Origin of the sequence: Streptomyces sp. NPDC058464, from assembly GCF_042721035.1 — a bacterium.
GTDB lineage: Bacteria > Actinomycetota > Actinomycetes > Streptomycetales > Streptomycetaceae > Streptomyces.
The window spans coordinates 248,814-274,249 of sequence record NZ_JBHXMA010000004.1 but is presented as its reverse complement, the minus strand read 5'-3'; the positions used below and the strand labels follow the sequence as shown (position 1 = coordinate 274,249).

20 protein-coding genes are annotated in these 25,436 nt (G+C 69.4%); 12 read left to right on the top strand and 8 right to left on the bottom strand.

Annotated features, from left to right (window positions below; genetic code table 11):
• The first annotated feature begins 23 nt into the window (after positions 1 to 23).
• Entirely contained in the window at positions 24 to 2,027 is a 2,004-nt protein-coding gene (locus ACFWPQ_RS08260; protein ID WP_384031171.1) for a YncE family protein, read from the top strand.
• A 130-nt stretch (positions 2,028 to 2,157) separates the two neighbouring features.
• Here the strand turns inward: ACFWPQ_RS08260 and ACFWPQ_RS08255 are convergent, their stop codons facing one another.
• The 5 genes from ACFWPQ_RS08255 to ACFWPQ_RS08235 form a co-directional block, all read right to left on the bottom strand.
• A complete protein-coding gene (locus tag ACFWPQ_RS08255) occupies positions 2,158 to 2,643 on the bottom strand; it encodes a cupin domain-containing protein (protein WP_384031169.1) in 486 nt (161 codons plus the stop codon).
• Between the two features lie 175 nt (positions 2,644 to 2,818).
• Complete coding sequence (locus ACFWPQ_RS08250; RefSeq protein WP_384031167.1) at positions 2,819 to 3,226, bottom strand: NUDIX domain-containing protein; 408 nt, start codon at positions 3,224 to 3,226, stop codon at positions 2,819 to 2,821.
• Positions 3,227 to 3,437: 211 nt separating this feature from the next.
• Complete coding sequence (locus ACFWPQ_RS08245; protein ID WP_384031165.1) at positions 3,438 to 3,764, bottom strand: hypothetical protein; 327 nt, start codon at positions 3,762 to 3,764, stop codon at positions 3,438 to 3,440.
• A 211-nt stretch (positions 3,765 to 3,975) separates the two neighbouring features.
• On the bottom strand, positions 3,976 to 5,061 hold the full coding sequence (locus ACFWPQ_RS08240) for a sugar ABC transporter substrate-binding protein (RefSeq protein ID WP_384031164.1): 1,086 nt from the start codon (positions 5,059 to 5,061) through the stop codon (positions 3,976 to 3,978).
• 17 nt (positions 5,062 to 5,078) lie between these two features.
• Complete coding sequence (locus ACFWPQ_RS08235; RefSeq protein WP_384031162.1) at positions 5,079 to 7,607, bottom strand: SpoIIE family protein phosphatase; 2,529 nt, start codon at positions 7,605 to 7,607, stop codon at positions 5,079 to 5,081.
• Between the two features lie 324 nt (positions 7,608 to 7,931).
• Between ACFWPQ_RS08235 and ACFWPQ_RS08230 the strand changes: the two genes are divergently transcribed.
• From ACFWPQ_RS08230 to ACFWPQ_RS08195, 8 genes are all read left to right on the top strand, one after another.
• Complete coding sequence (locus ACFWPQ_RS08230) at positions 7,932 to 9,020, top strand: substrate-binding domain-containing protein (RefSeq protein WP_384031160.1); 1,089 nt, start codon at positions 7,932 to 7,934, stop codon at positions 9,018 to 9,020.
• 36 nt (positions 9,021 to 9,056) lie between these two features.
• Positions 9,057 to 9,851 carry an ATP-binding cassette domain-containing protein gene (locus ACFWPQ_RS08225; protein ID WP_384031383.1) on the top strand — a complete coding sequence of 265 codons (795 nt, stop codon included), beginning with the start codon at positions 9,057 to 9,059 and terminating at the stop codon, positions 9,849 to 9,851.
• Positions 9,844 to 11,115 (top strand): sugar ABC transporter permease, encoded by a 1,272-nt coding sequence (locus tag ACFWPQ_RS08220; RefSeq protein ID WP_384031158.1) that lies wholly within the window; start codon positions 9,844 to 9,846, stop codon positions 11,113 to 11,115. The genes ACFWPQ_RS08225 and ACFWPQ_RS08220 overlap by 8 nt, the downstream gene beginning before the upstream one ends.
• 178 nt (positions 11,116 to 11,293) lie before the next feature.
• On the top strand, positions 11,294 to 12,367 hold the full coding sequence (locus tag ACFWPQ_RS08215) for a sugar ABC transporter substrate-binding protein (protein WP_384031156.1): 1,074 nt from the start codon (positions 11,294 to 11,296) through the stop codon (positions 12,365 to 12,367).
• 171 nt (positions 12,368 to 12,538) lie between these two features.
• Complete coding sequence (locus ACFWPQ_RS08210) at positions 12,539 to 13,585, top strand: ABC transporter substrate-binding protein (protein ID WP_384031154.1); 1,047 nt, start codon at positions 12,539 to 12,541, stop codon at positions 13,583 to 13,585.
• A 61-nt stretch (positions 13,586 to 13,646) separates the two neighbouring features.
• Complete coding sequence (locus ACFWPQ_RS08205; protein ID WP_384031152.1) at positions 13,647 to 14,519, top strand: siderophore-interacting protein; 873 nt, start codon at positions 13,647 to 13,649, stop codon at positions 14,517 to 14,519.
• A 127-nt stretch (positions 14,520 to 14,646) separates the two neighbouring features.
• Positions 14,647 to 16,113 carry a lysine decarboxylase DesA gene (desA, locus tag ACFWPQ_RS08200; RefSeq protein WP_384031150.1) on the top strand — a complete coding sequence of 489 codons (1,467 nt, stop codon included), beginning with the start codon at positions 14,647 to 14,649 and terminating at the stop codon, positions 16,111 to 16,113.
• Positions 16,097 to 17,374: a lysine N(6)-hydroxylase/L-ornithine N(5)-oxygenase family protein gene (locus ACFWPQ_RS08195; RefSeq protein ID WP_384031148.1), complete on the top strand. Its 1,278-nt coding sequence runs from the start codon at positions 16,097 to 16,099 to the stop codon at positions 17,372 to 17,374. The genes desA and ACFWPQ_RS08195 overlap by 17 nt, the downstream gene beginning before the upstream one ends.
• Here ACFWPQ_RS08195 and ACFWPQ_RS08190 read toward each other — a convergent pair.
• Positions 17,301 to 18,605 (bottom strand): RNA-guided endonuclease InsQ/TnpB family protein, encoded by a 1,305-nt coding sequence (locus ACFWPQ_RS08190; RefSeq protein ID WP_384031146.1) that lies wholly within the window; start codon positions 18,603 to 18,605, stop codon positions 17,301 to 17,303. The genes ACFWPQ_RS08195 and ACFWPQ_RS08190 overlap by 74 nt on opposite strands.
• A gap of 123 nt (positions 18,606 to 18,728) precedes the next feature.
• Here ACFWPQ_RS08190 and ACFWPQ_RS08185 point away from each other — a divergent pair, with 123 nt between their 5' ends.
• Positions 18,729 to 19,280: a GNAT family N-acetyltransferase gene (locus tag ACFWPQ_RS08185; protein ID WP_384031144.1), complete on the top strand. Its 552-nt coding sequence runs from the start codon at positions 18,729 to 18,731 to the stop codon at positions 19,278 to 19,280.
• Positions 19,277 to 21,046 carry an IucA/IucC family protein gene (locus tag ACFWPQ_RS08180; RefSeq protein WP_384031142.1) on the top strand — a complete coding sequence of 590 codons (1,770 nt, stop codon included), beginning with the start codon at positions 19,277 to 19,279 and terminating at the stop codon, positions 21,044 to 21,046. Before ACFWPQ_RS08185 ends, ACFWPQ_RS08180 begins: the two co-directional genes overlap by 4 nt.
• 81 nt (positions 21,047 to 21,127) lie before the next feature.
• Here the strand turns inward: ACFWPQ_RS08180 and ACFWPQ_RS08175 are convergent, their stop codons facing one another.
• Positions 21,128 to 22,711 carry a beta-N-acetylhexosaminidase gene (locus ACFWPQ_RS08175; RefSeq protein WP_384031381.1) on the bottom strand — a complete coding sequence of 528 codons (1,584 nt, stop codon included), beginning with the start codon at positions 22,709 to 22,711 and terminating at the stop codon, positions 21,128 to 21,130.
• A gap of 158 nt (positions 22,712 to 22,869) precedes the next feature.
• On the opposite strand from ACFWPQ_RS08175, the gene ACFWPQ_RS08170 reads away from it, so the two are divergent.
• The gene (locus ACFWPQ_RS08170) at positions 22,870 to 23,742 is read left to right on the top strand and encodes a DUF4429 domain-containing protein (RefSeq protein WP_384031140.1); all 873 of its coding nucleotides are present in this window, start codon (positions 22,870 to 22,872) and stop codon (positions 23,740 to 23,742) included.
• Positions 23,743 to 23,836: 94 nt separating this feature from the next.
• On the opposite strand, the gene ACFWPQ_RS08165 is transcribed toward ACFWPQ_RS08170, so the two are convergent.
• The gene (locus tag ACFWPQ_RS08165; RefSeq protein WP_384031138.1) at positions 23,837 to 25,402 is read right to left on the bottom strand and encodes a purple acid phosphatase family protein; all 1,566 of its coding nucleotides are present in this window, start codon (positions 25,400 to 25,402) and stop codon (positions 23,837 to 23,839) included.
• Positions 25,403 to 25,436 lie beyond the last annotated feature (34 nt).

Here is a 25,436-nt window from a genome sequence, read left to right as displayed (position 1 = left end):
GTGGGGGTTGCATCACTGTGCGTGTGCGCAGCATTTCGGCCGTAACAGCGCTCGCGGTCGCTCTCGGTTCTGTCGCCCTGATCGGGTCGGCGGCGGGCTCTGCTGTCGCCGACAGCAGTGCCGCGCTGCCCATCACGTCCAGCGGCGACATCATCGTGGACGGCGTTCACCAGCGGGTCTTCATCAGTGACCCGTCGGGAGGCAAGGTCGTCGTCACCGACTACAACGGCACCGTCATCGGGACGATCACCTCGCTGCCGCAGGCTGACGGCCTGGAGCTCTCCGCCGACTCGGCGACGGTCTACGTCGCTGTGCCGGGAGCCGATGAGATCGTGGCCATCGACACGGCGACGCTCACCGAGGCCGGGCGGTACGCGACGGGTGACGGCACAGATCCGCAGCACCTGGCGCTCGCCGGCGGCAGACTCTGGTTCGGCTACGGCAGCGTCGGCCACGGCAACATCGGCTCTCTCGACCTGTCCGGCGGGCAGCCGCAGGTTTCCCTCGCCCAGGAGGCCGAGGGGACGTGGAAGGACGCTCCCCTGCTGGACTCGGCACCCGGCGCTCCCGACACCCTGGCGGCCGGCTCGCGCCAGTACTACTTCACCCTCGGCATCTACGACGTGTCGTCCGGCACGGCCGACCGGACCGCGTTCCTCGGCGGGCAGGACGCCACCATCGGCAACACCGCGGAGGACCTGGCGCTCACCCCGGACGGCACGGAACTCGTGGTGGCCACCACGGCAGGTGACTTCCAGCAGGTCTATCGGACCTCGGACCTGTCGGAGACCATCAGGTATCCGAGCGGCTACTGGGCACAACGGTCGGTGGACGTCGCGCCGGACGGCCTCGTCGCGGTGGGCACGGACACCTACGCCAACTTCTCCCCCCATGTGTCCATCTACGAGCCGGGCGGCACGACCCCGAGGCGGACCGCGAACTTCACCGACGAAGTGGGTGGAGTCTCCCAGCAGTCCCTGCTCGACCACGGCGACCTCGCGTTCGCGCCCGACAGCAGCCGGCTCTTCGCGGTCACACACGGCCTCAACAGCAAGTACAGCCTGCGCGTCGTCACCGACCCCGCCAAGGCCGTCACCACCCTCACGGTGAACGCCCCGGAGACTGCGGTCCGTGCCAAGTCGCTGACCGTCTCCGGCAAGGTCACGAACACGCTCGGGCTGCCCGAGGGAACCACCGTCGCGGTGACCCGGACGGACCTGGAGTCCCCGAACGGCAAGGCGCTCCCGGCCGCGACGGTGAAGGCGGACGGGACCTTCTCCTTCACCGACACCCCGCCCGCAGGCAGCAAGGTCACCTACAAGGTCTCGTATGCCGGCGACACCGATCGCACGGCTGCCTCCGCCTCGGACACGGTCGAGGTCTCCCGGACCTCGCCGACCCTGACCGTGAACAAGAACGGCACCGTCTACGACTACGCGAGCAACGTGACGTTCACCGCCCACCTCGGCACGACGTACAAGAACCGGACGCTCTCGCTCTACGCGGACACCGCGGGCGACGGCAAGGGCAAGTACCTGGTCAAGACCGGCACGGTCAACAGCGCGGGCAACCTGGCGGTCACCTTGCCCCTGAAGCGCGACACCACGGTGAGCGCGTCCTTCTCCGGCGACGCCCGGACCGCCCCGAAGACGGCCACGAGCCGGGTGGGCGCGAAGGTCAAGGTGTCGCTGAGCCTGAGCCGCTACTACAAGACGGCCAAGATCAACGGGTACACCAAGTACTACTTCCGGAAGAAGACCAACCCGCTTCTCACGACCACGATGACGGCCTACCCCGGCCGCGCGCAGAAGCTGGAGTTCCAGATCTACTCCGGCGGAGCCTGGCGGTCGGCGGGATACGACTACTTCAACCTCGACTCCACGGGCAAGTCGGTGGTGCAGCTGGGCGGCACGCACCAGACCGGCTACACGATGCGCGTGCGGTCGTCCTACATCAACAACTCCTCGAACGACAGCGTGAACTCGACCACGCACGGCTCCTGGAAGTACTTCACCTTCACCAGCTGAGGCCGCGGAGCGGGCCGCGCCGAATCCTCGGTTCAAGGCCGGCTCGTCTCCTCAGCCCCGATGGGCATGAACGGCCGTGAACGGCGCTGAATGAGACGGAAACCGAGACGGAGGGCGGGGCGGAGCTGGGTCAGTCGACGAAGTACTGGTCGTGTCTGTCGAAGAACTCGGCGCGCTCCGCCTCCGTGGCGTTGCCCATCTCCGACATCTTCTCGAAGAACTCCTCGCGCGGTGCGCCCGGCGTGAAGAGCAGCAGCATCTCGGCGAGGTTGTCGGAGTCGTTGCGGAAGGCGTGCAGCCCGCCCTGCGGAACGAGCAGGAAGTCGCCCTCCCGCGCGTCGACCCACTTCTCGCCGTCGAAGAGGCGGACGGTTCCGCTGAGGATGAAGAAGGACTCCGAGATAGTCCGGTGGAAGTGGGTCTGGGGGCCACCCGCCTTCGCCCCCAGCATGACCCGGTAGAGGCCGAACTCACCGTGCGTGATGTCGCTTGTCGCGAGGTAGCGGATGCGCATGTCGGCTCCGGGTTCGCCGACATCCGTCGCAGTGTCGGCCGGCAGGAAGTGCGCGTTGATCTCGCCTCTGTCGCCGAAGTACACCTGCTTCGGGTACGACATGCAAACCATCCCCTTGGGTGCTCCGGAGGCCAGAGCTAGAGGCCGCGCGTACCTCTCCATCCTGTGCACAGCATCCGGGGTGTGCCATTCGGGGGGCGGCCACCGGTCGCCGGGGCGTGGTCGCAAGCGATCGTCGGGGTCGCCAAGCGCGCCGGCCCCACCCGCGGTCACGGAATCAAGGAAGCCGGCCGGCCTTGTGAAGCGCGTCGAAGGCCATCTCGTCGACGGCCGAGACCCGGTCCCGATCGGCATAGCGGAACCATGCCTTCTCGGCGATCTCCCTCGACGGGGTCAGTTCACCGCGGTGATCGGCGGTGTAACAGATCATCCTGAAAGGGCCGTGATCCGGATGGCCCTCGCCGATCTCGAAGGTGCCGAAGTGCACCATGGAACCGGGGTCGATCGACGCCTGCAGTTCCTCGTCGATCTCCCGCACCAGGGTCTCGCCGTCGGACTCGCCCGGCTCACGATGACCGCCGGGGAAGTAGAAGCGAACTCTGCCGTGACTACGCGTCACCAATACCCGGTCGTCCCGAACCAGGATCCACGCCACCTTCTCCGGCACACGGTTGCCATCCGCCATGGTTCGGGACCGTATCGGAGGGCACCGTCTGCGTCAGCACCATCCGCGCACTGAGCTTGGGAAACTTGAGGCTTTTTGGGGGAGGTGTCCCGCCGGCCCGGGGCGGCACCGTGCCGGAGCTTGCGTGTTCCTGGCCCCGACCCCCACGGTTCCCCATGGTTCCCCACACGACCTGGCACGTGCCACGCGCCATCACACGACAGCATGACGATCACGAAGCCAACTGACCTGGATGCCTCCGGTTGCTCAGGGCAGAACTCACGGTATGAGCGATGCGGACAGCGAAGAAGCAGACCGGCGCGCTCAACAAGAGCGCATGTTCCAGCACGGCATCCACGTCGACACCATGCTGTTTCAGAGGGGGAACCTGTTTTTGGTGGCGCAGTCGTTGATGGCCGTGGCCTACGCCACCGTGCGATCCGATGACGCCCGGCACATCATGGCGGGTTTCGGCATCGTCCTCACTCTCTGCTGGCTCTACGTGAGCCATCGCCACTACCGCTACACCATCCTGGTTCTGCAACGCCTCGAAGAGCACCTCCCGTGGCCGGCCTTCCTGCCGTACGTCAGCGCGACACCCGCCACGGCACCACCTCGCGGCGGCCGGGGTCACTCCCCGCGTCGTGATGGGGGTCCTCGCTTGCTGACTTCCGGTCCGCTCGACGGCGACGTCGATGAGCTCCTCGACATCAACCCTGTCGACGTGCCTCGACTCCCGGTCAAGGCCCGCCACGCCGGTCCCCGTCCGGCTAAGGAGTCAGCCCTGCCTTCTCGCAAGCGGCTTGTAGCCGTGGTGTGCAGATCTGGGCGACGGTGTACACGCCGTCCTTGACGAGCGTCTGCTCGATGTTGGCGGTTGTCACGGCTACCGGAGTGAGGAGCACGGACGGGATGTCGCGGGTGGTGGGGCTGTCGGTCGTCGTCGTGGCGATGGTGTGGAGCTTCTCGCCGCGGCCCAGGGCCACGGCCATGGCGACGGCTGTTTCGGCTTCCGCGCGGAAGGACTTGTACACCGTCATGGACTGCTCACCGTCGACGATGCGCTGCACCGCGTCGAGGTCCGCGTCCTGGCCGGTGACCGGTGGAAGGCGCCTGGCATGGGCGGTCTTGAGCGCGGAGATGACGCCTGCGGCCATGGCGTCGTTGGCGGCCAGGACGCCGTCGATCCGGCCCAGGCCCAGCGCCGAGATGGCGGCGGACATGTTGGCGTTCGCGTTGTCCGTGCTCCAGCCCGGGGTGTCGTAGGAACGGCCGATCCGCACCTTGCCCTGCAGCACGGACAGCGCGCCCCTCTTGTACCAGGCGGCGTTGGGGCTGGTGGGGTCGCCGTTCATCATGACGACGGTGGTCCCGGCCCCGGCCGGGACGTGCATGGCCTTGAGGAGCGCCTGGCCCTGCAGCGTTCCGACCTTGGCGCCGTCGAAGCTGACGTAGCCCGAGACCGGCCCCTCGGCGAGCCTGTCGTAGGCGACGACGGGGACGCCCGCGTTGTGCGCCTCCTGGACGGTGGAGCGCAGCGCCCGGTTGTCGGTGGCGCCGAGGATGAGGACCCTGACCCCCTTGGTGATCATGGCGACCATCTGCTGCCGCTGGGTCGTCGAGTCGTCGTTGGCGTTGGCATAGGTGACATGGCAGTGCGGGCAGAGCTGTTTCACCCGTTGCTCGATCAGCGGCTTGTCGGAGTGCTCCCAGCGTGGCACCACCCGGCTCGGCAGCAGCACGCCGACGGTGAAGCTGTCCGTGGTGGTCGTTCCGCCTCCGCTGCAGGCGGCCGACGGCATGGTCAGCAGGCCCGCGACAAGCGCGCCCACGACGTACCGCGTACGAGACGTCACGCATGGCCTACGACACCTCATGTCCGGTCCCCGTCCTCGGTGCCCGGTGCTGCGCCCGCAGCAGCCGGTTCACGACCCGGTACCGCTATCTCGCTGCACACCTGCTTGCCGCCGGCCACCGGCACCGTGCCGAAGGACTCCGACACCGCCTCGACCAGGAGCAGGCCCCGGCCGCCGGTCGACTCCCAGTCCACGATCACGGGCTTGGCGGGCGCTCGTGGAGAGGAGTCGCTCACGCAGACGCGTACCCGGTCCCCGCGGAGCACCAGTTCGAGACGGACCGCGCCCTGGGTGTGCATCAGCGCGTTGGTGACGAGTTCGGACACCACCAGCAGCACCGGATCGGTGGCTTCCTCGACCTTCCAGCGGCGCAGCGTGCGTGCGGTGAAGCGGCGGGCGTGCATGACGGCGTCGGGCAGCCGCCACACCACCCAGCCCGACCGGATCGGCCGGGTCTTCATGCCGTCGTAGCGCAGCAGCAACAGCGCCACGTCGTCCTCACGGCGGCCGTAGTCGCCCAGCAGGTCGTCGGCCACCCGCCCGGGATCCGACGGGTCGGCCGTGGCGAGGGTGGCGCGTGCGCGGCGCATGCCCTCGTCCATGGAGAGATCGGCGGCCTCGACCAGCCCGTCGGTGACCAGGGCCAGCATCATCCCGGGTGCCAGTGCCACCGCGGTCATCGGGAAGTCCGCCTCCATGGAGATGCCCAGCGGAAGGCCGCCCTCGACGTCGACCTCCTCGGTGCTGCCGTCGGGATGGCGCAGCAGCGGTGCGACGTGCCCGGCCCGGACGAACAGGACGTCGCCCTCGTCCATGTCCAGTTCGGCGTAGCAGCAGGTGGCGAACACATCCGTCTCCATGCCGACGAGGAGGCGGTTGGCGTGCGAGACGACCACGTCGGGCGGATGGCCCTCCACCGCGTACGCCCTGACCGCGGTGCGCATCTGTCCCATGACCGTCGCGGCTGCGGCGCTGTGGCCCTGCACGTCGCCGATGACCAGCGCCACCCGGTCCTCGGAGAGGGCGATCACGTCGTACCAGTCGCCGCCCACCTGCAGCCCTCGCCGGGCGGGCAGGTAGCGGGCGACGGCGATCCCGCCGGGAAGCTCGGGCAGGCGTCGCGGCAGCAGGCTGCGCTGCAGCATCGTCGCGAGTTCCTGCTCGGCGTCGTGGGCGTGGGCGCGGGTGAGGGCCTGACCGGCCAGTGAGGCGGTGGCGGTCAGCAGTGAACGTTCCCTGGGGGCGAACTCGTGCGGCCGGTCCCAGCCGATCAGGCACACGCCGGCGGCCCGGCCCTTGGCGGGCAGCGGCAGGACGGCAAGGCCTCCGGGGCCGATGCCGTCGAGTCCCGGTTCGAAGGCGGTGCCCGCGGGCCACAGGTCCATACGTCCGTCGCGCAGGGCCGTCCGCAGGGTGGGCAGGGCGCTGAGGGGTGTGTCGGGCCACTCCGAACGTCGCTGGAGACGCCAGGTCCGTGGCCAGTCGGCGGGCTGCGGCGGGTCGAGCCCGGTGACCTGGAGCCGTTCGTGCCGCAGCTCGGCGAGCGCCACCCGGTCGGCGCCCAGGGACGCGTGCAGGGCGGTGACCACCACGTGGCTGACGTCGCGCACGGTGGTGGCCTCGTCGAGTGCCGCGGTCAGCCACTGGATGCGGGAGACGTCGTCGGCGCCACGGTGCAGGACCGAGGTGGCCGTCACCACCCCCAGCACCTGCTCCGGCCGGTCGTCCGCACCCGCAGCCACGCGGCAGCTCAGGCTCAGCCAGCGTGTCTCACCGGTGGGGCATCGGACGCGGAAGTCCAGTTCCCGTCGGCCGGACGTGCCGGTGGACGGCTCCAGCACCGGCATCAGCGCGTGCACGTCTTCCGGCAGTGCGTGCGCGAGCAGGGAGTCCGCCCCGCCGTCGAAGTCGCCCGGCCCGATGCCGACCAGTTCGCGCAGCATCTCGTCCGCGTCGAGCATGCCGGTTTCCGGCACCAGGACGAAGGAGCCGACGCGCATCCGGCGCAGTGCGGAACTCAGGAGGGCCGGCGCCGGCCCTCCTCCGGCCCCGGCCTCCAGCACGGCGGCGACCGCGTCCGCATAGCGCTCCAGGAAGCGCCGCTGCCCGGCTTCGAAGCCGTTCTCGCCGGCGCCCACGACGACGAGGCAGCCGAGCCGTCCGCCCTCGGCGCCCAGGGGCAACGCACCGAGCGATGTCCGGGCTCGCGGCGGCGCCGGACATCCCTCGGGGCAGGAGGCGAGTGCCGCGGGGGTCAGCCACACGGGGTGGCGGGCGCGGAAGGCGCGGGCCGCAGGCGAGCCGCCGGACAGGGCCAGGCGCTCCGGCAGCCCGTACTCGGCAGGGGAGCGTCCGGCCGTGTCCACCGACCGAAGGTCGTCAGAACCCGCGTCGGGCACATAGAGCACCGCCAACGCCGCTCCGGCGAACGTCAGGGCGCGGACGCTCGCGGTCCGCGGCCCCGGTGGTGCGCCGGTGTCCGCGACGCCGGCCCCGGCCGCTCCCGGCTGCGAGAGTCCGGCCCCGGCACTGCCGTGGTGAGGCATCTCCGCATCCACCTCCCGTCCGTGCCGGGGTGCCGCTACCGCTGGTGACCCCCCATACCAGAGTCGCATAGAGGGCGCATGGAGGGATGAAACGGACAGGCTGATGTCGTGTCGGCTGCGTGGCACCGGGTTCGCGGTTCACCAGGGCCGGTGCCAGACTGGCGAGGTGGTCGTCGTGCGATTTTCGCCTGCCCTGGGCGTGCACCGGCCGGAACCCCGTCCCGCCCTGGCTGCACCGGCCGGAACCCCGCCCCGCCCTGGCCGGCCACGCCGCCGCGCCGCGGTTGCAGCCACGGCGCTCCAGGGCGGAGGGAGGTCTCGCGCATGAAAGCCCGCGTTCGGGACGTCGCCCTTGCCCTGGCCGCGGTCTCGGCGGTCGGGTCCGTCACCGCCTGCGGATCGGGCTCCGGGGGCACCTCCGACGCAGGGGGCGCACGGAAGATCAGCGTGCTGATGCCGGACTCCACCACGGCCCGCTGGGAGACACAGGACGAACCCCTGCTGGAGCAGAGGATCCGGCAGCTGTGCGGCGGCTGCTCTACCGAGCACGCCAACGCCAAGGGTGACGTGGCCATCCAGCAGGAGCAGATGGACTCGTCGATCGCCGAGGGGGTCGATGCCATCGTGCTGACGGCCGTCGATGCCAGAGCCATGGGCGCCTCGGTCGGAAAGGCAGCTGCCGCGCACATCCCGGTCATCGCCTACGACCGCCTCGTCGAGGGCCCGATCGCGGGCTACGTCTCCTTCGACGGTCACGAGATCGGCAGGCTCCAGGGCCGGGCGCTGCTGACGGCCATGGGCGCCAAGGCACACGGCGGCCGGATCGTGATGATGAACGGCGACCCCGGCGACCCCAACGCGCTGTTGTTCAAGCAGGGCGCACTGTCCGAGCTCCGGGGGAAGGTGACGATCGCCAAGGAGTACGACACACCCCAGTGGGCCACGGAGGCGGCGAACCGGAACATGTCCGGAGCCCTCTCCGCCCTGGGGGCCGACAGCATCGACGGCGTCTACGCCGCCAACGACGGCCTCGCCGCCGGCAGTATCGCCGCTCTCAAGGCCGACAAGGTCACCCCGCTGCCCCCTGTCACCGGGCAGGACGCCGAGCTCACAGCCGTACGGCGCATCGTCAGCGGCGATCAGTACATGACCGTCTACAAGCCGTTCGGACCCGAGGCCGCCGCCGGCGGCGCCATGGCCGTGGCCGCCGCCCGTGGTCAGCGCCTCGACGGGGTGGCCACCAGGCGGGTGAAAACCCGCAGCGGCGCGGAGGTTCCGGCCGTGCTGCTCACTCCGGTGCCCGTGATCCTTGCCACCATCGAGAACACCTTGGTGCGGGACGGCGTGTACACGCTCGAACAACTCTGCCCCCCGCCGCTCGCGGGCGACTGCCGCAAGGCCGGGCTGACCTGACAGGCGGGAGCGGCCGACCCCAGACCCGGGAAGGAGCTGATTCTCTTGCCGCCCCCCTTGCTCGCCCTGCGCGGCGTGTGCAAGCGCTTCGGCGTCATCGAGGTCCTCCGGGACATCGAGCTGGAGATCTACGCCGGCGAGGTCCTTGCCCTGCTCGGCGACAACGGAGCCGGCAAGTCCACCCTGGTCAAGGTGATCTCCGGGGTCGCTCCCGCGGACCAGGGGAGCATCGAGTGGGAGGGCCGGCCCGTGCACATCCGGCGTCCCCAGGAAGCCCGGGACCTCGGCATCGCCACCGTCTACCAGGACCTGGCCCTGTGCGGAAACCTGGACGTCGTCGGCAACCTCTTCCTGGGGCGGGAGATCCGCAGGTTCGGCTTCCTCGACGAGGTGGAGATGGAGCTCCGCAGCACGCAACTGCTGAAGCGTCTGACCCGGAGCGTCCCCGATCTGCGCGGTCCCCTGGTGTCACTGTCCAGCGGCCAGCGGCAGACCGTCGCCATCGCCCGCTCGCTGCTCGGCGACCCGCGCGTCCTCCTCCTGGACGAACCGACCGCGGCGCTGGGGTTCGAGCAGACCACCGAGGTCCTCGACCTCGTCGACCGTCTCCGCGACCACGGCCTGGGGATCCTGCTCATCAGCCACAACATGGGCGACGTGAAGGCCCTCGCGGACCGGGCCGCCGTGCTGCGGCTCGGCAGCAACAACGGTTTCTTCGACGTGAGCACCACCTCCCAGGAGCAGATCATCTCCTCCATCACGGGCGCCACGGACAACGTGCCCCGCCGGCCGGCCCACCACGAGGACGGGAGTGGGGAAAGGGATGCGTGACATGCCGGACAAGACGCGGACCGATCCCGCGGCAGCCACCGCGAAAGCCCGTCACGGCCGTACCGGGCGGGCCGTCACCCGTGCCCTGGCGGGCTGGATCGCCGTCCGACGGCGCGGGCTGACCGCCGGCGAGCTCGGCTACCTTCCCGTCTCCCTCGTCCTCGCCGCGGTCTGGATCATCTTCCAGGGCCTGAACTCCGCCTTCCTCTCGCCCCGCAACCTCTCCAACCTCAGCGTGGACATCGTGGGCACGGGCCTCATCGCGGTCGGCATCGTCTTCGTGCTGCTGCTCGGTGAACTCGACCTGTCGGTCGGCTCGATCAGCGGGCTCGCCGCCGCGGTCTTCGCGGTGCTCAACGTCAACAACGGCGTGCCGGAATGGCTCGCTCTCATCGCCGCCGTGCTGACGGGCACCGTGGCGGGAACCGTCCAGGGATACTCCATCGCCAGGACCCGGGTACCGGCCTTCGTGGTCACCCTCGCCGGGCTGCTGACGTGGAACGGCCTCATGCTGGCCATCCTCGGCACCAGCGGCACCGTCAACCTCGACGAGAACGGGCTCGTCGCCCACCTGACCAGCTACTACTTCACCGACGCGGTCGTCGCCTACGCGGTGGCGGCGCTCGCCACCGCTCTGGTCTTCCTGTCCTCCTACCTGAACAGGCGCCGTCGCAGGGCCGTCGGCATGCCGCACCGCACGCTGCGCACCATCGGGGTGCGCACGGGAGCAGTGGCGGTGATCGCGTTCGGCTCCGCCTATCTGCTGAATCAGTTCCAGGGCCTGCCGCTGGCCCTGCTGATCTTCCTCGCCACGGTGGCAGGCCTGGACATCGTGCTCCGGCGCACGTCCTACGGACGGCAGGTCTACGCGCTGGGGAGCAGTGTCGAGGCGGCCCGTCGCGCCAGCCTCAGCGTGACCGGCGTACAGACGGCCGTGCTCGCGGTCTCCGGCACCCTGGCGGCGGCCGGCGGCCTGGTCCTGGCCTCGCGCATCACGTCGGTGAGCCAGAACTCCGGCTCCGGCGTCCTGCTGCTCAACGCCATCGCCGCCGCCGTCATCGGCGGCACCAGCCTGTTCGGAGGACGGGGCACGACCTGGTCCGCGGTGCTCGGCATCCTGGTCATCCAGTCGATCGCCTCGGGCATGGCCCTCACCGACACACCCACCGCCGCCCAACTGGTGATCACGGGCGGGGTGCTCTTCGCCGCCGTGGTCATCGACTCACTGTCCCGGCATACGCAGCAGGCGCACGGGCGCGCCTGAGACTTCCCCGGGCGCCCGGGCGCCCGAGCCCCGGGGCGCGGGCCGGACAGGAAGGGAATTCTGTCCAGGTATATTGGCTGATGAGATAGTTTGGTGCCGACCGGGTGGCATGTCTCTGTCGGTCAGGTGAGCCCGGGGGAGACGGCAGGCGCTTCGGGACCACCGCGAGGAAGTACCGATGAGGTCCAGACCCGTCCTCTGCTCCGCCGCTTTCGCCCTCTCCGCACTCGTGCTGGTCAGCGCCTGCGGCGGCGGCTCCGGCAGCACGGCCGCGTCGAGCGGCGGCAAGCCCCTGGTCGGCGTCGACTACCCGCGCTCCGACACCGACTTCTGGAACGCGTACATCAAGTACACGCCCGAGTACGCCGAACAACTCGGCCTCTCGCTCAGGACCACCAACTCGCAGGACGACGTCGCCAAGCTCGCCGCCAACACGCAGACACTCATTCTCCAGGGCGCCGAGGGCATCGCGATGGCCCCGCAGAGCACCTTCGCCGTCGCGCCGATCCTGGCGCAGTTGCAGGCGGCGCAGATCCCGGTCGTCACCATCGACACCCGCCCCGACAGGGGCAGGGTCTACATGGTGGTCCGCGCCGACAACCGCGCCTACGGCGAGAAGGCATGCAGGTACCTGGGCACCAAGCTGGGCGGCAAGGGCAAGGTCGTGATGCTCCAGGGCGACCTCTCGTCGATCAACGGCCGTGATCGCACCGAGGGGTTCAACGCATGCATGAAGGCGAACTACCCGGACATCAAGGTGTTCGGAGAGGTCACCAACTGGGACGAGGACGTCGCCGCGCAGAAGCTCCAGACCGACCTGACCGCCCACCCGGACATCAAGGGCATCTACATGCAGGCCAGCTTCGCCCTTTCCAGCACGCTCCACGTGCTCAGGCAGCAGGGGCTGCTGGTCGGCCCGGGGGACCCGAAGCACGTGTCCGTCGTCTCCAACGACGGCATCCCCAGGGAGCTCAAGTACATCTCCGACGGCACCATCGACGCCACCGTGTCCCAGCCGGTCGACCTCTACGCCAAGTACGCCCTGAGCTACCTGAAGGCCGCGATCGACGGGCAGACGTTCAAGCCGGGCCGGACCGACCACGACAGCACCATCGTGCGGGTCCGCGACGGACTTCTGGAGGACCAGCTCTCCGCCCCGCTCGTCACCGCCGACGGCGGCACGTACGGCGGCGTCCCCAGCCTCAAGAGCACCGACACGTCCCTGTGGGGCAACAGTCTCGACCGACAGTGAGAACCGGGAGCGGCAAGGGCCGATGAGCGCCGCTCACACGGGAGTTGACCTCGGCGGGCCGCCCCCGGGCGTAAGCCACAGGGCCCGGACCTGGACAAGATCTGAGGTTAGGCTAACCTAATCTCCATCCCGTCCGGCGGTGTTTCCGCACGTCCGAAAGCAGCCACACCTATGTCCAACGTCAGAGCAGCCCACCTCACCCGCCGTGGCATCCTCGCCGCCGGTGGCGCCCTCGGTCTCGGCGCCGCGCTCGCGGCCTGCGGTGACGACGACGCGAAAAGCGGCTCCTCCGACAAGGAGACGACGGCCGCCAAGTCCGGCCCCTGGACGTTCAAGGACGACCGCGGCACCACGGTGAAGCTGGACAAGGTCCCGGCGAACATCGTCGCGTTCGTCGGGGTCGCCGCCGCGCTGTACGACTACGGCATCAGCGTCAAGGGTGTCTTCGGGCCGACCAGGACCAAGGCCGGCAAGGCCGACGTCCAGGCCGGCGACATGGACGTCAGCAAGCTGACCGTCCTCGGCAACGAGTGGGGGCAGTTCAACGTCGAGAAGTACGCGGCGCTCGCCCCCGACGTGCTCATCACCACCCTGTTCGACGCCGCCGGCACCCTCTGGTACGTCCCGGACGAGTCCAAGGACAAGATCGCCAAGCTCGCCCCGAGCGTCGGCATCTCGGCCTACGACCGTCAGCTCACCGTCCCGCTCCAGCGGGTCTGGGCCCTTGCGGAGTCGCTCGGCGCGGACATGACGGCGAGCAAGGTGACCGACGCGAAGAAGCGCTTCGAGGACGCGTCGTCCCGGCTGCGCGCCGCCGCCAAGGCGCACCCCGACATCACGGTGATGGCCGGTTCCGCCGCCCAGGACCTGTTCTACGTCTCCGGCTCCAACCTCTCCGTGGACCTGGAGTACTTCAAGGCCCTCGGCGTGAACTTCGTCGAGCCCTCGGCGTCCGTGCTCAAGGCGAGCGGCGGCTGGTACGAGTCGCTGAGCTGGGAGAACGTCGACAAGTACAAGGCCGACATCATCATGATGGACGACCGTACGGCGACCATCCAGCCCGCCGACATCACCCAGGCCACCTGGAAGAAGCTCCCCGCCGTCAAGGCCGGCCAGGTCATCGCCCGCTCCCCCGAGCCGATCTTCTCCTACGACAAGTGCGTCGCGATGGTGGAGAACCTCGCCAAGGCGCTGGAGACGGCGAAGAAGGTCAGCTGACCCGCAGGCCCCGGCCCATCCCCAGCACGCCCAGACAACTTCCTGAGTCTCAGGAGCACATATGACGACGGCCGTAGCCGCCCCGTTCCGTTTCTTCTCCCTCCAGGTCGTACGGACGAGGCGGCTCGGTCCGTCTCTGGCCCGGGTCACCTTCGCCGGCGCCGACCTGGCGCACTTCCACTCCCACGGGCGCGACCAGTCGCTCTCCCTGTTCATCCCGGCCGAGGGGCACACCGAGCCGGCGGTCCCGATCGAGTTGGGCGACGGCTGGTGGCAGGGCTGGCGCGAACTCCCGGACGACGTACGGGCCGTGATGCGGTCGTACACGCTGCGGGCGCTGCGCCGGGACCCCGACGAGATCGACATCGACTTCGTGCTGCACGGGGTCGAGCCGGGGGCCTCCCCCACTCTCGGCTCCGCTCGAGCGGGGGGACCCCCATCCCCGGCCGGGCCCGCCTCCCGCTGGGCTTCGCGGGCCGCCGCCGGTGACCGGGTGGTCCTGCTCGGGCCGGCGGTCGCCGACAACCGGGCGATCCGTTTCCGCCCGCCCGAGGACACCGACCTCGTGGTGGTCTGGGGCGACGAGACGGCCGTTCCCGCCGCTACCGCCGTCCTCGAATCGCTCCCCGCCGGCACCCGCGCCCGCGCCTGGCTGGAGGTGCCGTGCGCCGGGGACGTCCAGGACGTGGCCACCGCGGCGGACGCGGAGATCACCTGGCTGGTGGGCGGCCGCGATGCCACGGCGGAGATCCGCGCCGCACAACTCCCCTCCCACACGCACCCGTACGCCTGGATCGCCGGGGAGTCGGGGCGGGTGAGGGAACTGCGCCGGCACCTCGTCGGCGAGCGCGGGATCGACCGGCGCCGGGTCACCTTCGTCGGGTACTGGCGGCAGGGCCTGACGGAGGAGCAGCTCCGGGAGTCCGGCGAGTAGTTGCGGCCGCCGACGTGACGGCTGTCACGGGAGGGGCAGCATTTCGCCCGCGTTACTTAGGTTAGGCTAACCTAAGTGGAGCCGATCGCTCCCCTCCCCCGCACGGATCGTCCCGGAGGCCCCCCTCATGCGCTCGCACCTGCTCAATGACCTCACCGCGGAGCAGTACCGCCGCTCCGTGACCGAAGGAGTAGAGCGGGTGGCGGCCAAACTCGCCACCACCGACCGTCCGTTCACCGGCGTCACCGTCGACGCCCTCTCGCCCCTCATCGACGGCATCGACCTCGACCGGCCGCTGCACGACACCACCGCGGCCCTGGACGAGCTGGAGGACGTCTACCTCCGGGACGCCGTCTACTTCCACCACCCCCGCTACCTCGCCCACCTCAACTGCCCGGTGGTCATCCCGGCGGTGCTCGGCGAGGCGGTGCTCTCCGCCGTCAACTCCTCCCTGGACACCTGGGACCAGTCGGCCGGCGGCACCCTCATCGAGCGGAAACTGGTCGACTGGACGGCCGAGCGGATCGGCTTCGGTGCCGCGGCCGACGGCGTGTTCACCTCGGGCGGCTCCCAGTCCAACCTCCAGGCGCTGCTGCTGGCGCGGGAGGAGGCCAAGCCAGGGCCGAGTGGGTGGGAAGGATCTGCCTCCCTCGCCGACCTGCGGATCTTCGCCTCCGAGGTCAGCCACTTCAGCGTGAAGAAGTCGGCGAAACTGCTCGGTCTCGGCCCGGACGCGGTGGTCTCCGTCCCCGTCGGCGCCGACAAGCGGATGCAGACCGTCGCCCTCGCCCGCGAGCTGGAGCGCTGCAAGGAGGACGGTCTCGTGCCCATGGCGGTCGTCGCCACCGCCGGCACCACCGACTTCGGCTCCATCGACCCGCTGCCGGAGATCGCCGAGCTGTGCGAGCAGTACGGCGTGTGGATGCACGTCGACGCGGCCTACGGCTGCGGGCTGCTCGCCTCCCTGAAGCACCGGGACCGGATCGCCGGCATCGAGCGCGCCGACTCGGTCACCGTCGACTACCACAAGTCCTTCTTCCAGCCGGTGAGTTCGTCCGCGGTGCTGGTCCGGGACGCCGCGACCCTGTGCCATGTCACATATCACGCGGACTACCTCAACCCCCGCCGCATGGTCACCGAACGCATCCCCAACCAGGTCGACAAGTCCCTCCAGACCACCCGCCGCTTCGACGCCCTCAAGCTGTGGCTGACCCTGCGCACCATGGGCGCCGACGGCATCGGCGAACTCTTCGACGAGGTCTGCGAGCTTGCCGCGGAGGGCTGGAAGCTCCTCGCGGCCGACCCGCGCTACGACGTCGTCGTCGAGCCGTCCCTGTCCACCCTCGTCTTCCGTTACATCCCGGCGGCCGTCACCGACCCGGCCGAGATCGACCGCGCCAACCTGTACGCCCGCAAGGCCCTGTTCGCCTCCGGCGACGCCGTGGTCGCGGGCACCAAGGTCGGCGGCCGCCACTACCTGAAGTTCACCCTGCTCAACCCCGAGACCACGACGGCCGACATCGCCGCCGTCCTCGACCTGATCGCCGGCCACGCCGAGCAGTACCTGGGAGAGTCCCTTGACCGCGCGTCCTGACAACCCGACCAAGACCTATGACTTCGTGGGGATCGGGCTCGGGCCCTTCAACCTCGGCCTCGCCTGCCTGACCGAGCCGATCGCCGAACTGGACGGCGTCTTCCTGGACTCGAAGCCCGACTTCGAGTGGCACGCCGGCATGTTCCTGGACGGCGCCCATCTCCAGACCCCGTTCATGTCGGACCTGGTCACCCTCGCCGACCCCACCTCGCCGTACTCCTTCCTCAACTACCTGAAGGAGAAGGGCCGGCTGTACTCGTTCTACATCCGCGAGAACTTCTATCCGCTGCGGGTGGAGTACGACGACTACTGCCGCTGGGCCGCGCACCGGCTGACCAACGTCCGCTTCAACACGACGGTGACGGAGGTCCGGTACGAGGACGGGCGGTACGTCGTCACGACGGCCGCCGGGGAGACGTACCGCGCCCGTCACCTGGTCCTCGGCACCGGCACCCCGCCGCACATCCCGGCGGCCTGCCAGGGCCTGGGCGGCGACTTCATCCACAACTCGCGCTACCTCCGGCACAAGGAGGAGCTGCAGTCGAAGGAGTCGATCACGCTGGTCGGCAGCGGCCAGTCCGCCGCCGAGATCTACTACGACCTGCTCAGCGAGATCGACGTCCACGGCTACCGGCTGAACTGGGTGACCCGCTCCCCCCGCTTCTTCCCGCTCGAATACACCAAGCTCACGCTGGAGATGACCAGCCCCGAGTACATCGACTACTACCACGCCCTCCCCGAGGACACCCGCTACCGGCTCACCGCCGAGCAGAAGGGCCTCTTCAAGGGCATCGACGGCGACCTGATCAACGAGATCTTCGACCTGCTCTACCGGAAGAACCTCGGCGGTCCGGTCCCGACCAGGCTCCTCACCAACTCCTCGCTCGAAGCGGCCGGTTACGACAACGGCAGCTACACGCTGAAGCTCCGCCAGGAGGAGCAGGGCAAGGACTACGAGATCGAGACCCAGGGCCTGGTCCTGGCCACCGGCTACCAGTACGCCGAGCCCGAGTTCCTCGGGCCGGTCCGCGACCGGCTGCGCTACGACACGCACGGCAACTTCGACGTGGCCCGCAACTACGCGATCGACGTCACCGGCCGGGGCGTGTTCCTCCAGAACGCCGGCGTCCACACCCACAGCATCACCAGCCCCGACCTGGGCATGGGCCCCTACCGGAACGCGTACATCATCCGCGAGCTGCTCGGCTCGGAGTACTACCCGGTGGAGAAGACGATCGCCTTCCAGGAGTTCGCCGTTTGACATCTCTCTGCCCTTCCGGGGCGGAGACTCCCATGGCTCGCGCCATGAGACTTCCTGCTTCATCGCCCGCTGCCCGTCCGGAGGATCTCCGTTGAGGACTTACGCGGCCTCCACAGGCCGATACCGCCAGCCCGGCGGCCACAATGTTCTGTGCGGCGTTGTGATCTCGGTCATGCTGGGCACCGCAGCCCTCACATGTCCACGCGCGGAGAGCAAGCGGCAACGCGTCGCGGACCAGACCACATTCCGAGCATGTCTTGCTACTCGGAAAGAATCGGTCAACAACTACCAGTTCGCGTCCGTACCATGCGCACTTGTACTCCAGCATGGAACGCAACTCCGACCACGAGGCATCGGAAATCGCGCGGGCCAGACTCCGATTGCCCATCAGGTTACGGACTGCCAGATCCTCGATGGCGACCAGTTGGTTGTCCTGGACGATTCGAGTGGACAGCTTGTGCAGAAAATCCCGCCGCCGGTCAGCAATCCTGGCGTGGATTCTGGCTGCTTTACTGCGAGCCTTGGCCTGGTTCCTCGATCCCTTCTTTTTACGGGCCAGTCCCTTTTGCGCCTTCGCAAGGTACGCTTGGTCCCGCTTCCCAAATCCCGGAGCGGGGACCTTCTCCCCTGTGGAGAGCATCACGAGACTGCTCAACCCGAGGTCGATCCCAACCGCCGAGTTGCCGGGTGGAGGCATCTGACCAACCCGGACATCGACGAGCAAGGACACGAACCATCGCCCCGCCGCGTCGCGGGACACCGTCACAGTGGAGGGGGCGGCACCCTCGGGCAGCGGTCGCGACCAGCGAATGTCGAGTGGCCTGCTCATCTTTGCCAGCGTCAGCAGGCCGTTTCGCCAGGTAAACGCCGACCTTGTGTACTCAGCAGTAGCACGCGAGTGTTTCCTCGACTTGAATCGTGGGTAATGGGAGCGCTTGGCGAAGAAGCTTGCGAAGGCAGACTGCAGGTGCCGAAGAGCCTGCTGGAGCGGAACCGAAGAAACCTCGGCGAGGTAGGAAAACTCGCTAGTTCTCTTCCACTCTGTCAGCATCGCCGACGTTTGAGCGTAGGAGATTCTGCGACGTTCGTCAGCCCATGCTCGGCTGCGCGCCTCCAAGGCCAGGTTGTAAACCTTGCGAACACATCCAAAAGTTCGCTGCAGTTGATCGGTCTGCTCGACTGTTGGATAGAACCTGTACTTGAAGGCCCGTTTCACTCCTTGCTCCCCCATGCACCCAAAGGTAGTAGTCAACGGAGAATCATGGTGTGGTTTCGTGAAACTCGCGCCAGAAAAAAATCAACGCATCGGCCCGCTCGTCCTCGACGACCGAGCCGTGCACCCAAGGAGTCACCAATGACCACCGCCCCACAGGTGGGCACCTTCACTTTCCGGCCCCTCGACCCGCTCAAGGACGCCGAACTCCTGCACTCCTGGGTCACCCATCCCAAGGCGGCCTACTGGATGATGCAGGACGCGAGACTGGAGGACGTCGAGCGGGCGTACATGGAGATCGCGGCCGACGAGCACCATCACGCGCTGCTGGGGATCGGGGAGGACGGCGCGCCCGCCTTCCTGATGGAGCACTACGACCCGGCCCAGCGCGAACTGGTCGGGCTGTACGAGCCCGAGCCGGGGGACGTCGGGATGCACTTCCTCACCCCCGCCACCGGCACGCCCGTGCACGGTTTCACCCGGGCCGTCATCACGGCCGTGGTCGCGCGTCTCTTCGAGGACCCGGCGGCCCGCCGGATCGTCGTCGAGCCGGACGTCGGCAACACGGCCGTGCACGCACTGAACGAGGCCGTCGGGTTCGTGCCCGTACGGGAGATACGGAAGCCGGAGAAGAAGGCGTTGCTGAGTTTCTGTACGCGGGAGCGGTTCGAGAAGGCGGTGGCCGCCGTATGACGCTCGCCGACGCGGTCGCCCACCTGTCCCCCGAGCGCTGGGAGAAGGCCAACCGGCTGCTCATACGCAAGGCCCTTGCAGAGTTCGCCCACGAGCGCCTGATCACCCCGGAGGCGGACGGTCCGTCGTACGTCGTCCGCAGCGACGACGGCCTCACCCGCTACCGCTTCACCGCCGTCCGCCGTGCCCTGGACCACTGGCAGGTGGACGCCGACTCCATCACCCGCAGCCGCGACGGCGCCGAACTCCCCCTCGCCGCCCTCGACTTCTTCATCGAGCTGAAGGACGCCCTGGGGCTCGGCGACGAGGTCCTGCCGGTCTACCTGGAGGAGATCTCCTCCACCCTCTCCGGCACCTGCTACAAGCTCACCAAGCCGCAGATCCCCGTCGCCGAGCTCGTCCGCGCCGGCTTCCAGGCGATCGAGACCGGGATGACCGAGGGCCACCCCTGCTTCGTCGCCAACAACGGGCGGCTCGGCTTCGGCGTCCACGAGTACCTGTCGTACGCCCCCGAGACCGCGAGCCCGGTCCGGCTGGTGTGGCTGGCGGCGCACCGGTCGCGGGCCGCGTTCACGGCGGGGGTGGGGATCGAGTACGAGTCGTTCGTACGGGACGAGTTGGGCACGGCGACCGTCGAGCGCTTCGACGGCGTCCTGCGCGACCGGGGCCTGGACCCCGCCGACTACCTGCTCATCCCGGTCCATCCCTGGCAGTGGTGGAACAAGCTCACCGTCACCTTCGCCGCCGAGGTCGCCCGCGGATACCTCGTCTGCCTGGGCGAGGGCGACGACGAGTACCTGGCCCAGCAGTCCATCCGGACCTTCTTCAACAGCTCCAGCCCCGAGAAGCGCTACGTGAAGACCGCTCTCTCGGTCCTCAACATGGGCTTCATGCGCGGGCTTTCGGCCGCCTACATGGAGGCCACCCCGGCGATCAACGACTGGCTGGCCCAGCTCGTCGACAACGACCCGGTACTCAAGTCCACCGGCCTGTCGATCATCCGCGAGCGGGCGGCCGTCGGCTACCGGCACCTGGAGTACGAGAAGGCGACCGACCGCTACTCGCCGTACCGGAAGATGCTGGCGGCGCTGTGGCGGGAGAGCCCCGTGCCGTCCCTCCGGGAGGGCGAGTCCCTGGCGACCATGGCCTCCCTCCTCCACGTGGACCACGAGGGCGCCTCCTTCGCGGCCGCGCTGGTCGAGCGGAGCGGGCTGCCGGCGCGGGAGTGGCTGCGCGCCTACCTCCGGGCCTACTTCACGCCCCTCCTGCACAGCTTCTACGCCTACGACCTGGTCTTCATGCCGCACGGCGAGAACGTCATCCTGGTCCTGGAGGACGGGGTCGTACGGCGGGCGGTCTACAAGGACATCGCCGAGGAGATCGCGGTCATGGACCCGGACGCGGTGCTGCCGCCGACGGTCGAACGGCTGCGCGTCGACGTCCCGGAGGACATGAAACTCCTCTCGATCTTCACGGACGTCTTCGACTGCTTCTTCCGCTTCCTCGCCGCGAACCTCGCGACCGAGGGGGTCCTGGCGGAGGACGACTTCTGGCGGACGGTCGCCGAGGTCACCCGTGAGTACCAGGAGTCGGCGCCCGAACTCGCCGACAAGTTCGCGCAGTACGACATGTTCGCGCCCGAGTTCGCGCTGTCCTGCCTCAACCGGCTCCAGCTGCGCGACAACCGGCAGATGGTGGACCTGGCGGACCCGTCGGGCGCCCTCCAGCTGGTCGGAACCCTGAAAAATCCCGTCGCGGGGTTCTGATCCAGGCGGACGGGGTCCCCCGAGTACGGTCCTCGGGGGACCCCGTCGGTCGCTTCACTCTAGTTTCACCCTGTTTTCACCCTAGTGCGCGGGCCAGGGCACCTGCGGCGAGCGGTAGTAGGCGATGCCCAGGGCGTCCCAGCGCGGGGCCTGGGCGGCGAGCCGCACCTTGTAGGCGTCCCAGGAGTGGGTGGCGGCCGGGGACCAGCCGAGCTCGGCCACACCGGGCAGCCGCGGGAAGGCCATGTAGTCGATGTCGGCGCCGGTGACGATCGTCTCGGTCCACAGCGGCGCCTCGACGCCCCTGATCGCCGAACCGGGCACACCGGCGAGGTAGCCGCCCGGGTCCCAGTCGTACGAGCGCCGCACCTCCACCAGGCCCGCCCAGTCCTGGCCCAGCGGGGTGTCCTCGGTGTACTTCATGTCCAGGTAGACCCGGTCGGCGGGCGAGAGGATCAGCCCGGTGCCGTTCCGGGCGGCCGCGGCCACCTGGGCCTTCTCGTCGGCGCTCGTGTCGTCGAGTCCCCAGTACTGGGCGATCGCCCCGGGCGCCGGGTGGGCGCCGGTCAGCTGGTGCCAGCCGATCACCGTCTTGCCGTACTTGGCGACGATCGGCTGCACCCGGTCCATGAACGTGACGTAGTCCGCGTGGCTGGTGGAGTGCGCCTCGTCGCCGCCGATGTGGAGGTAGCGGCCGGGGGTGAGGGCGGCCAGTTCGCGGATGACGTCGTCGGCGAAGTCGTACGTCGCCTGCTTCCCGGCGCACAGCGAGCTGAAGCCGACCTCGGTGCCCGTGTACAGCGGTGGTGCGGTGCCGTCGCAGTTGAGGTCGGCGTAGGAGGCGAGCGCGGCGTTGGTGTGACCGGGCATGTCGATCTCGGGGACGACCTCCAGGTAGCGGGCGGCCGCGTACCGGACGATCTCCTCGTACTGGGCCTTGGTGTAGTGGCCGCCCGGGCCGCCGCCCACCTGGGTCGAGCCGCCGTAGCTCGCCAGCCGCGGCCAGGAGTCGACGGCGATGCGCCAGCCCTGGTCGTCGCTGAGGTGCAGATGCAGCTCGTTGATCTTGTAGAGGGCCAGCTGGTCGATGTAGCGCTCGACCTGGGCCACGGTGAAGAAGTGCCGGGAGACGTCGAGCATCGCGCCGCGGTAGGCGTAGCGGGGGCGGTCGGTGACGGTGCCGCCGGCGACCAGCCAGGGGCCGGGCTGCACGGTGTCCTTCTCGACGGCCGCGGGGAGCAGCTGGCGCAGGGTCTGGACGCCGTGGAAGAGGCCGGCGGGTTCGGCGGCGGTCAGGGTGACGCCGTCGCGGCCGCTGTCGAGCCGGTAGCCCTCGGCGCCGAACGGGCCGGGGGCCAGGCGCAGCCGGATGCCGGCGGTGCCGTGGGTGGTCAGGGGCAGCCGGTAGCCGGTCGACGGGCGCAGCAGCTCCGCGAGGTACTCGGCGACCCGGCGGGCCGCCCCGGAGCCGTCGACGCGGATGGCGGTGTCCCGGGTGATGCGGTACGGCGCTCCGCCGGGCGTGACCGAGGCGGGCGCCGGGACGATACGGCCGAGCGGGACCGCCACGGGCGCGGGCACGGGCGCGGGTGCCGTCGGGGTGGCACCGGCCGTGACTGCACCGGCCGCCGCGACGAGCAGCAGCGACCCGAGGACGCGGGCCAGCCGGGGAGTTCGGGAAACCCGGAGGGTTCGGGGAGTTCGGACAGTTCGGGGAGTCGTTCTGTGGTGCGTTCGCACATGCGCTCCCTTCAGCGGGGGGTGAGACCGAACCTGGATTGGTCGAGACCACTCTCCCGCACTTCCGGTGGAACAATCCCCGCATGGCGGAAATCATCCAGAAGGACGGCATCTGGGTCTTCGACGGAGACGCCCTGCGGCTGACTCCCGGGCGGGACCGGAACGTCGGTGTGCTGCGCCGGGCGCTGGGTGAACTGGTCGTGCCGCTGGGCGCGTTGGCGGGGATCTCGTTCGAGCAGGGCCGCAAGCAGGGGCGGCTGAGGCTGCGGCTGCGGGACGGCGCCGATCCGCTGCTGCACGCCACCGGCGGCCGCCTCGCCGAACCGCACGACCCCTATCGGCTGACCGTCGAGTCGGACCGGTACGGGGTCGCCGAGTACTTCACGGACGAGGTGCGCGACGCGCTGCTCCTCGAACAGGTGCCTGGCACGCCGGTCAAGGAGTACCTGCTGCCGGGGCCGCCGCTGCCGCTGTCGGTCTCCGCGGGGGACGGCACGGCGTCGTTCGACGGCGAGCGGGTGCGCCTGGAGTGGAACTGGAAGACGGAGGACGTCAAGGCCGCCGCGGGGCCGCGCACGCTGGCCCTGGCGGACATCCTCGGCGTGGAGTGGCAGCCGTCCGCCGGGCTGGAGAACGGCCATCTGCGGTTCCGGGTGGCCGGCGCGCCGGTCCGGGAGCGGGCCAAGTACGACCCGCACGCGGTGGAGTTGTGGGGGTTCAAGCGGGATCCGCTGATGGCGCTGGTCGCGGCGGCGGTCCAGGCGCGGCTGCCGCATCCGTCGGCGGACGGGGTACCGGAGGTGGCACCGGCGCCGGTGCCGGAGGCGGCCGAGGCCGAGGCCGATCACGACGCGCTGCTGCGCAGGCTGCGCGAGCTGGGTGAGCTGCACCGCGAGGGGGTGCTCACGGCCGAGGAGTTCACGATGGCCAAACAGGCGGTCCTCAAACGCATGTGAGGACCGCCTGCGGGTGCCTTGCCGCCGTGCGCCCTGTCTTCGGGGCGTACGGCCTTACTGCCCTACTGCCTTACTGCTTGTTTCTCGCCTGGCCTTACTTGGCCTTGCGGGCCACCGTGAAGTGGTCGATGCGGTCGCCGGTCTCGGCGATGCCCGACACCTTCAGCTTGGCGTACTGGCCGCGCGGGGCGGGCTCGACGTCCACGCGCAGGAAGGAGTAGTTGAGGTAGCGCACCCGGGACCAGGCGACGGTCTCGTTGACCTTGCCGTCCTTGGTGTTGATGAAGGAGGCGACGGAGTCGACCTCGTTCAGGTGGCCCTCGTAGGAGTCCGGGGCGGTGAACGCGTAGAGGCTGCGGCCGGCCGCGCCCGCGGTGACGTAGACGACACCCTCGGTCTCGGAGTAGGCCGTCTCGCCGATCGGGAGCTTCTTGACGACGGTGTTGCCCTTGATGACGTCGGTGCGCTCGTACTGGTGGTTGTGGCCGTTGATGACCAGGTCCACCGTGTACTTCTCGAACAGCGGCACCCACTCCTGTCGCACGCCCCCCTCCGAGGCGTGCGCCGTGGAGGTGCAGTAGGCGCAGTGGTGGAAGAACACGACGATGAAGTCGATGTCCTTCGAGGCGCGGAACTTCTTCAGCTGCGCCTCGAACCACTTGGTCTGGGTGCCGCCCGAGATGCCGAGGTTGGCCGGGATCTCGAAGGAGACGTCGTTCGGGTCGAGCGAGATGATCGCCGTGTTGCCGTGGACGAAGGAGTAGACGCCCGGCAGGTTCTTCTTGTCCGGCCCGTTGTCGGGCAGGGAGAAGCGGGCCTCCTCGCCGCCGTAGCCGTTCGGCGAGTACCAGGCCTCCATGTCGTGGTTGCCGTACGACACCATCCACGGCACGGACTTGGCGACCGACTCGGTCTGGGCCAGGAACTGGTCCCACACGCGGGAGTCGAAGCCGGTGTCGGCGGTCTTGCCGGCGCCGGCCGGGTCCGCGTAGGCGATGTCGCCGGCGTGCAGGTGGAAGCTGGGGTTCTGGCCGAGGATCAGGCTGTCGTTGGCCAGGCCGTGGTAGCTGACGCCCTGGTCGCCGAAGGCCGTGAAGGTGAACGCCTCCTTGTTGCGGGGGGCGGTGGTGAAGGTGCCGATGGTGCTGGCGAACTTCGGCGAGGCCGGGTCGAAGCCGTCGTGGCCGACGCCGTAGAAGTAGGTGCGGCCCGGCTTCAGGTTGGCCAGCTTGGCGTGCACGTAGTACTGGGTGTGGTCGCCGCTGGCGCCGATGCCGGCCGGGGTGTACAGGGTGCGGATCTCGGCGTCGATCTTGACCGAGAGGTGCGAGGCGTGGGTGCCGATGCGGACGAAGGGCTTCTTCACCGCGACCGGGACCTGCCAGGAGATCGTCATCTCCGTGCCGGCGTCGTTGCCGAAGGCCAGGTGGCGGCCGAACGGGGCGACGAAGGCGCCGTCGACGTACTGGGTGGCGGGGGCGGAGGACTGGGTGGGGACGGCGGCCTGGGCGGTGCCGCCCATGACCAGCGAGCCGCCCGTGACGGCGCCGAGGGTCACGGCACCGCCTCTGATCATGGAGCGCCGGGAGAATTTGGCGCGGAGGTACTCGTGCTGCTCGGCCATGCTCATGCGCTCGGCGAGCTCATCGGGTACGCCCATACGAGGAATGTCCATGGCGTCTGAAAATCGTCTC

Coding starts and splice junctions, on each gene's coding strand:
- ACFWPQ_RS08180 (WP_384031142.1), top strand. CDS start 19,277: ATGACGCTCGCCGACGCGGTCGCCCACCTGTCCCCCGAGCGCTGGGAG.
- ACFWPQ_RS08170 (WP_384031140.1), top strand. CDS start 22,870: ATGGCGGAAATCATCCAGAAGGACGGCATCTGGGTCTTCGACGGAGAC.
- ACFWPQ_RS08255 (WP_384031169.1), bottom strand. CDS start 2,643: ATGTCGTACCCGAAGCAGGTGTACTTCGGCGACAGAGGCGAGATCAAC.
- ACFWPQ_RS08235 (WP_384031162.1), bottom strand. CDS start 7,607: ATGCCTCACCACGGCAGTGCCGGGGCCGGACTCTCGCAGCCGGGAGCG.
- ACFWPQ_RS08185 (WP_384031144.1), top strand. CDS start 18,729: ATGACCACCGCCCCACAGGTGGGCACCTTCACTTTCCGGCCCCTCGAC.
- ACFWPQ_RS08220 (WP_384031158.1), top strand. CDS start 9,844: ATGCGTGACATGCCGGACAAGACGCGGACCGATCCCGCGGCAGCCACC.
- ACFWPQ_RS08215 (WP_384031156.1), top strand. CDS start 11,294: ATGAGGTCCAGACCCGTCCTCTGCTCCGCCGCTTTCGCCCTCTCCGCA.
- ACFWPQ_RS08230 (WP_384031160.1), top strand. CDS start 7,932: ATGAAAGCCCGCGTTCGGGACGTCGCCCTTGCCCTGGCCGCGGTCTCG.
- ACFWPQ_RS08165 (WP_384031138.1), bottom strand. CDS start 25,402: ATGGGCGTACCCGATGAGCTCGCCGAGCGCATGAGCATGGCCGAGCAG.
- desA (WP_384031150.1), top strand. CDS start 14,647: ATGCGCTCGCACCTGCTCAATGACCTCACCGCGGAGCAGTACCGCCGC.
- ACFWPQ_RS08250 (WP_384031167.1), bottom strand. CDS start 3,226: ATGGCGGATGGCAACCGTGTGCCGGAGAAGGTGGCGTGGATCCTGGTT.
- ACFWPQ_RS08210 (WP_384031154.1), top strand. CDS start 12,539: ATGTCCAACGTCAGAGCAGCCCACCTCACCCGCCGTGGCATCCTCGCC.
- ACFWPQ_RS08190 (WP_384031146.1), bottom strand. CDS start 18,605: ATGGGGGAGCAAGGAGTGAAACGGGCCTTCAAGTACAGGTTCTATCCA.
- ACFWPQ_RS08205 (WP_384031152.1), top strand. CDS start 13,647: ATGACGACGGCCGTAGCCGCCCCGTTCCGTTTCTTCTCCCTCCAGGTC.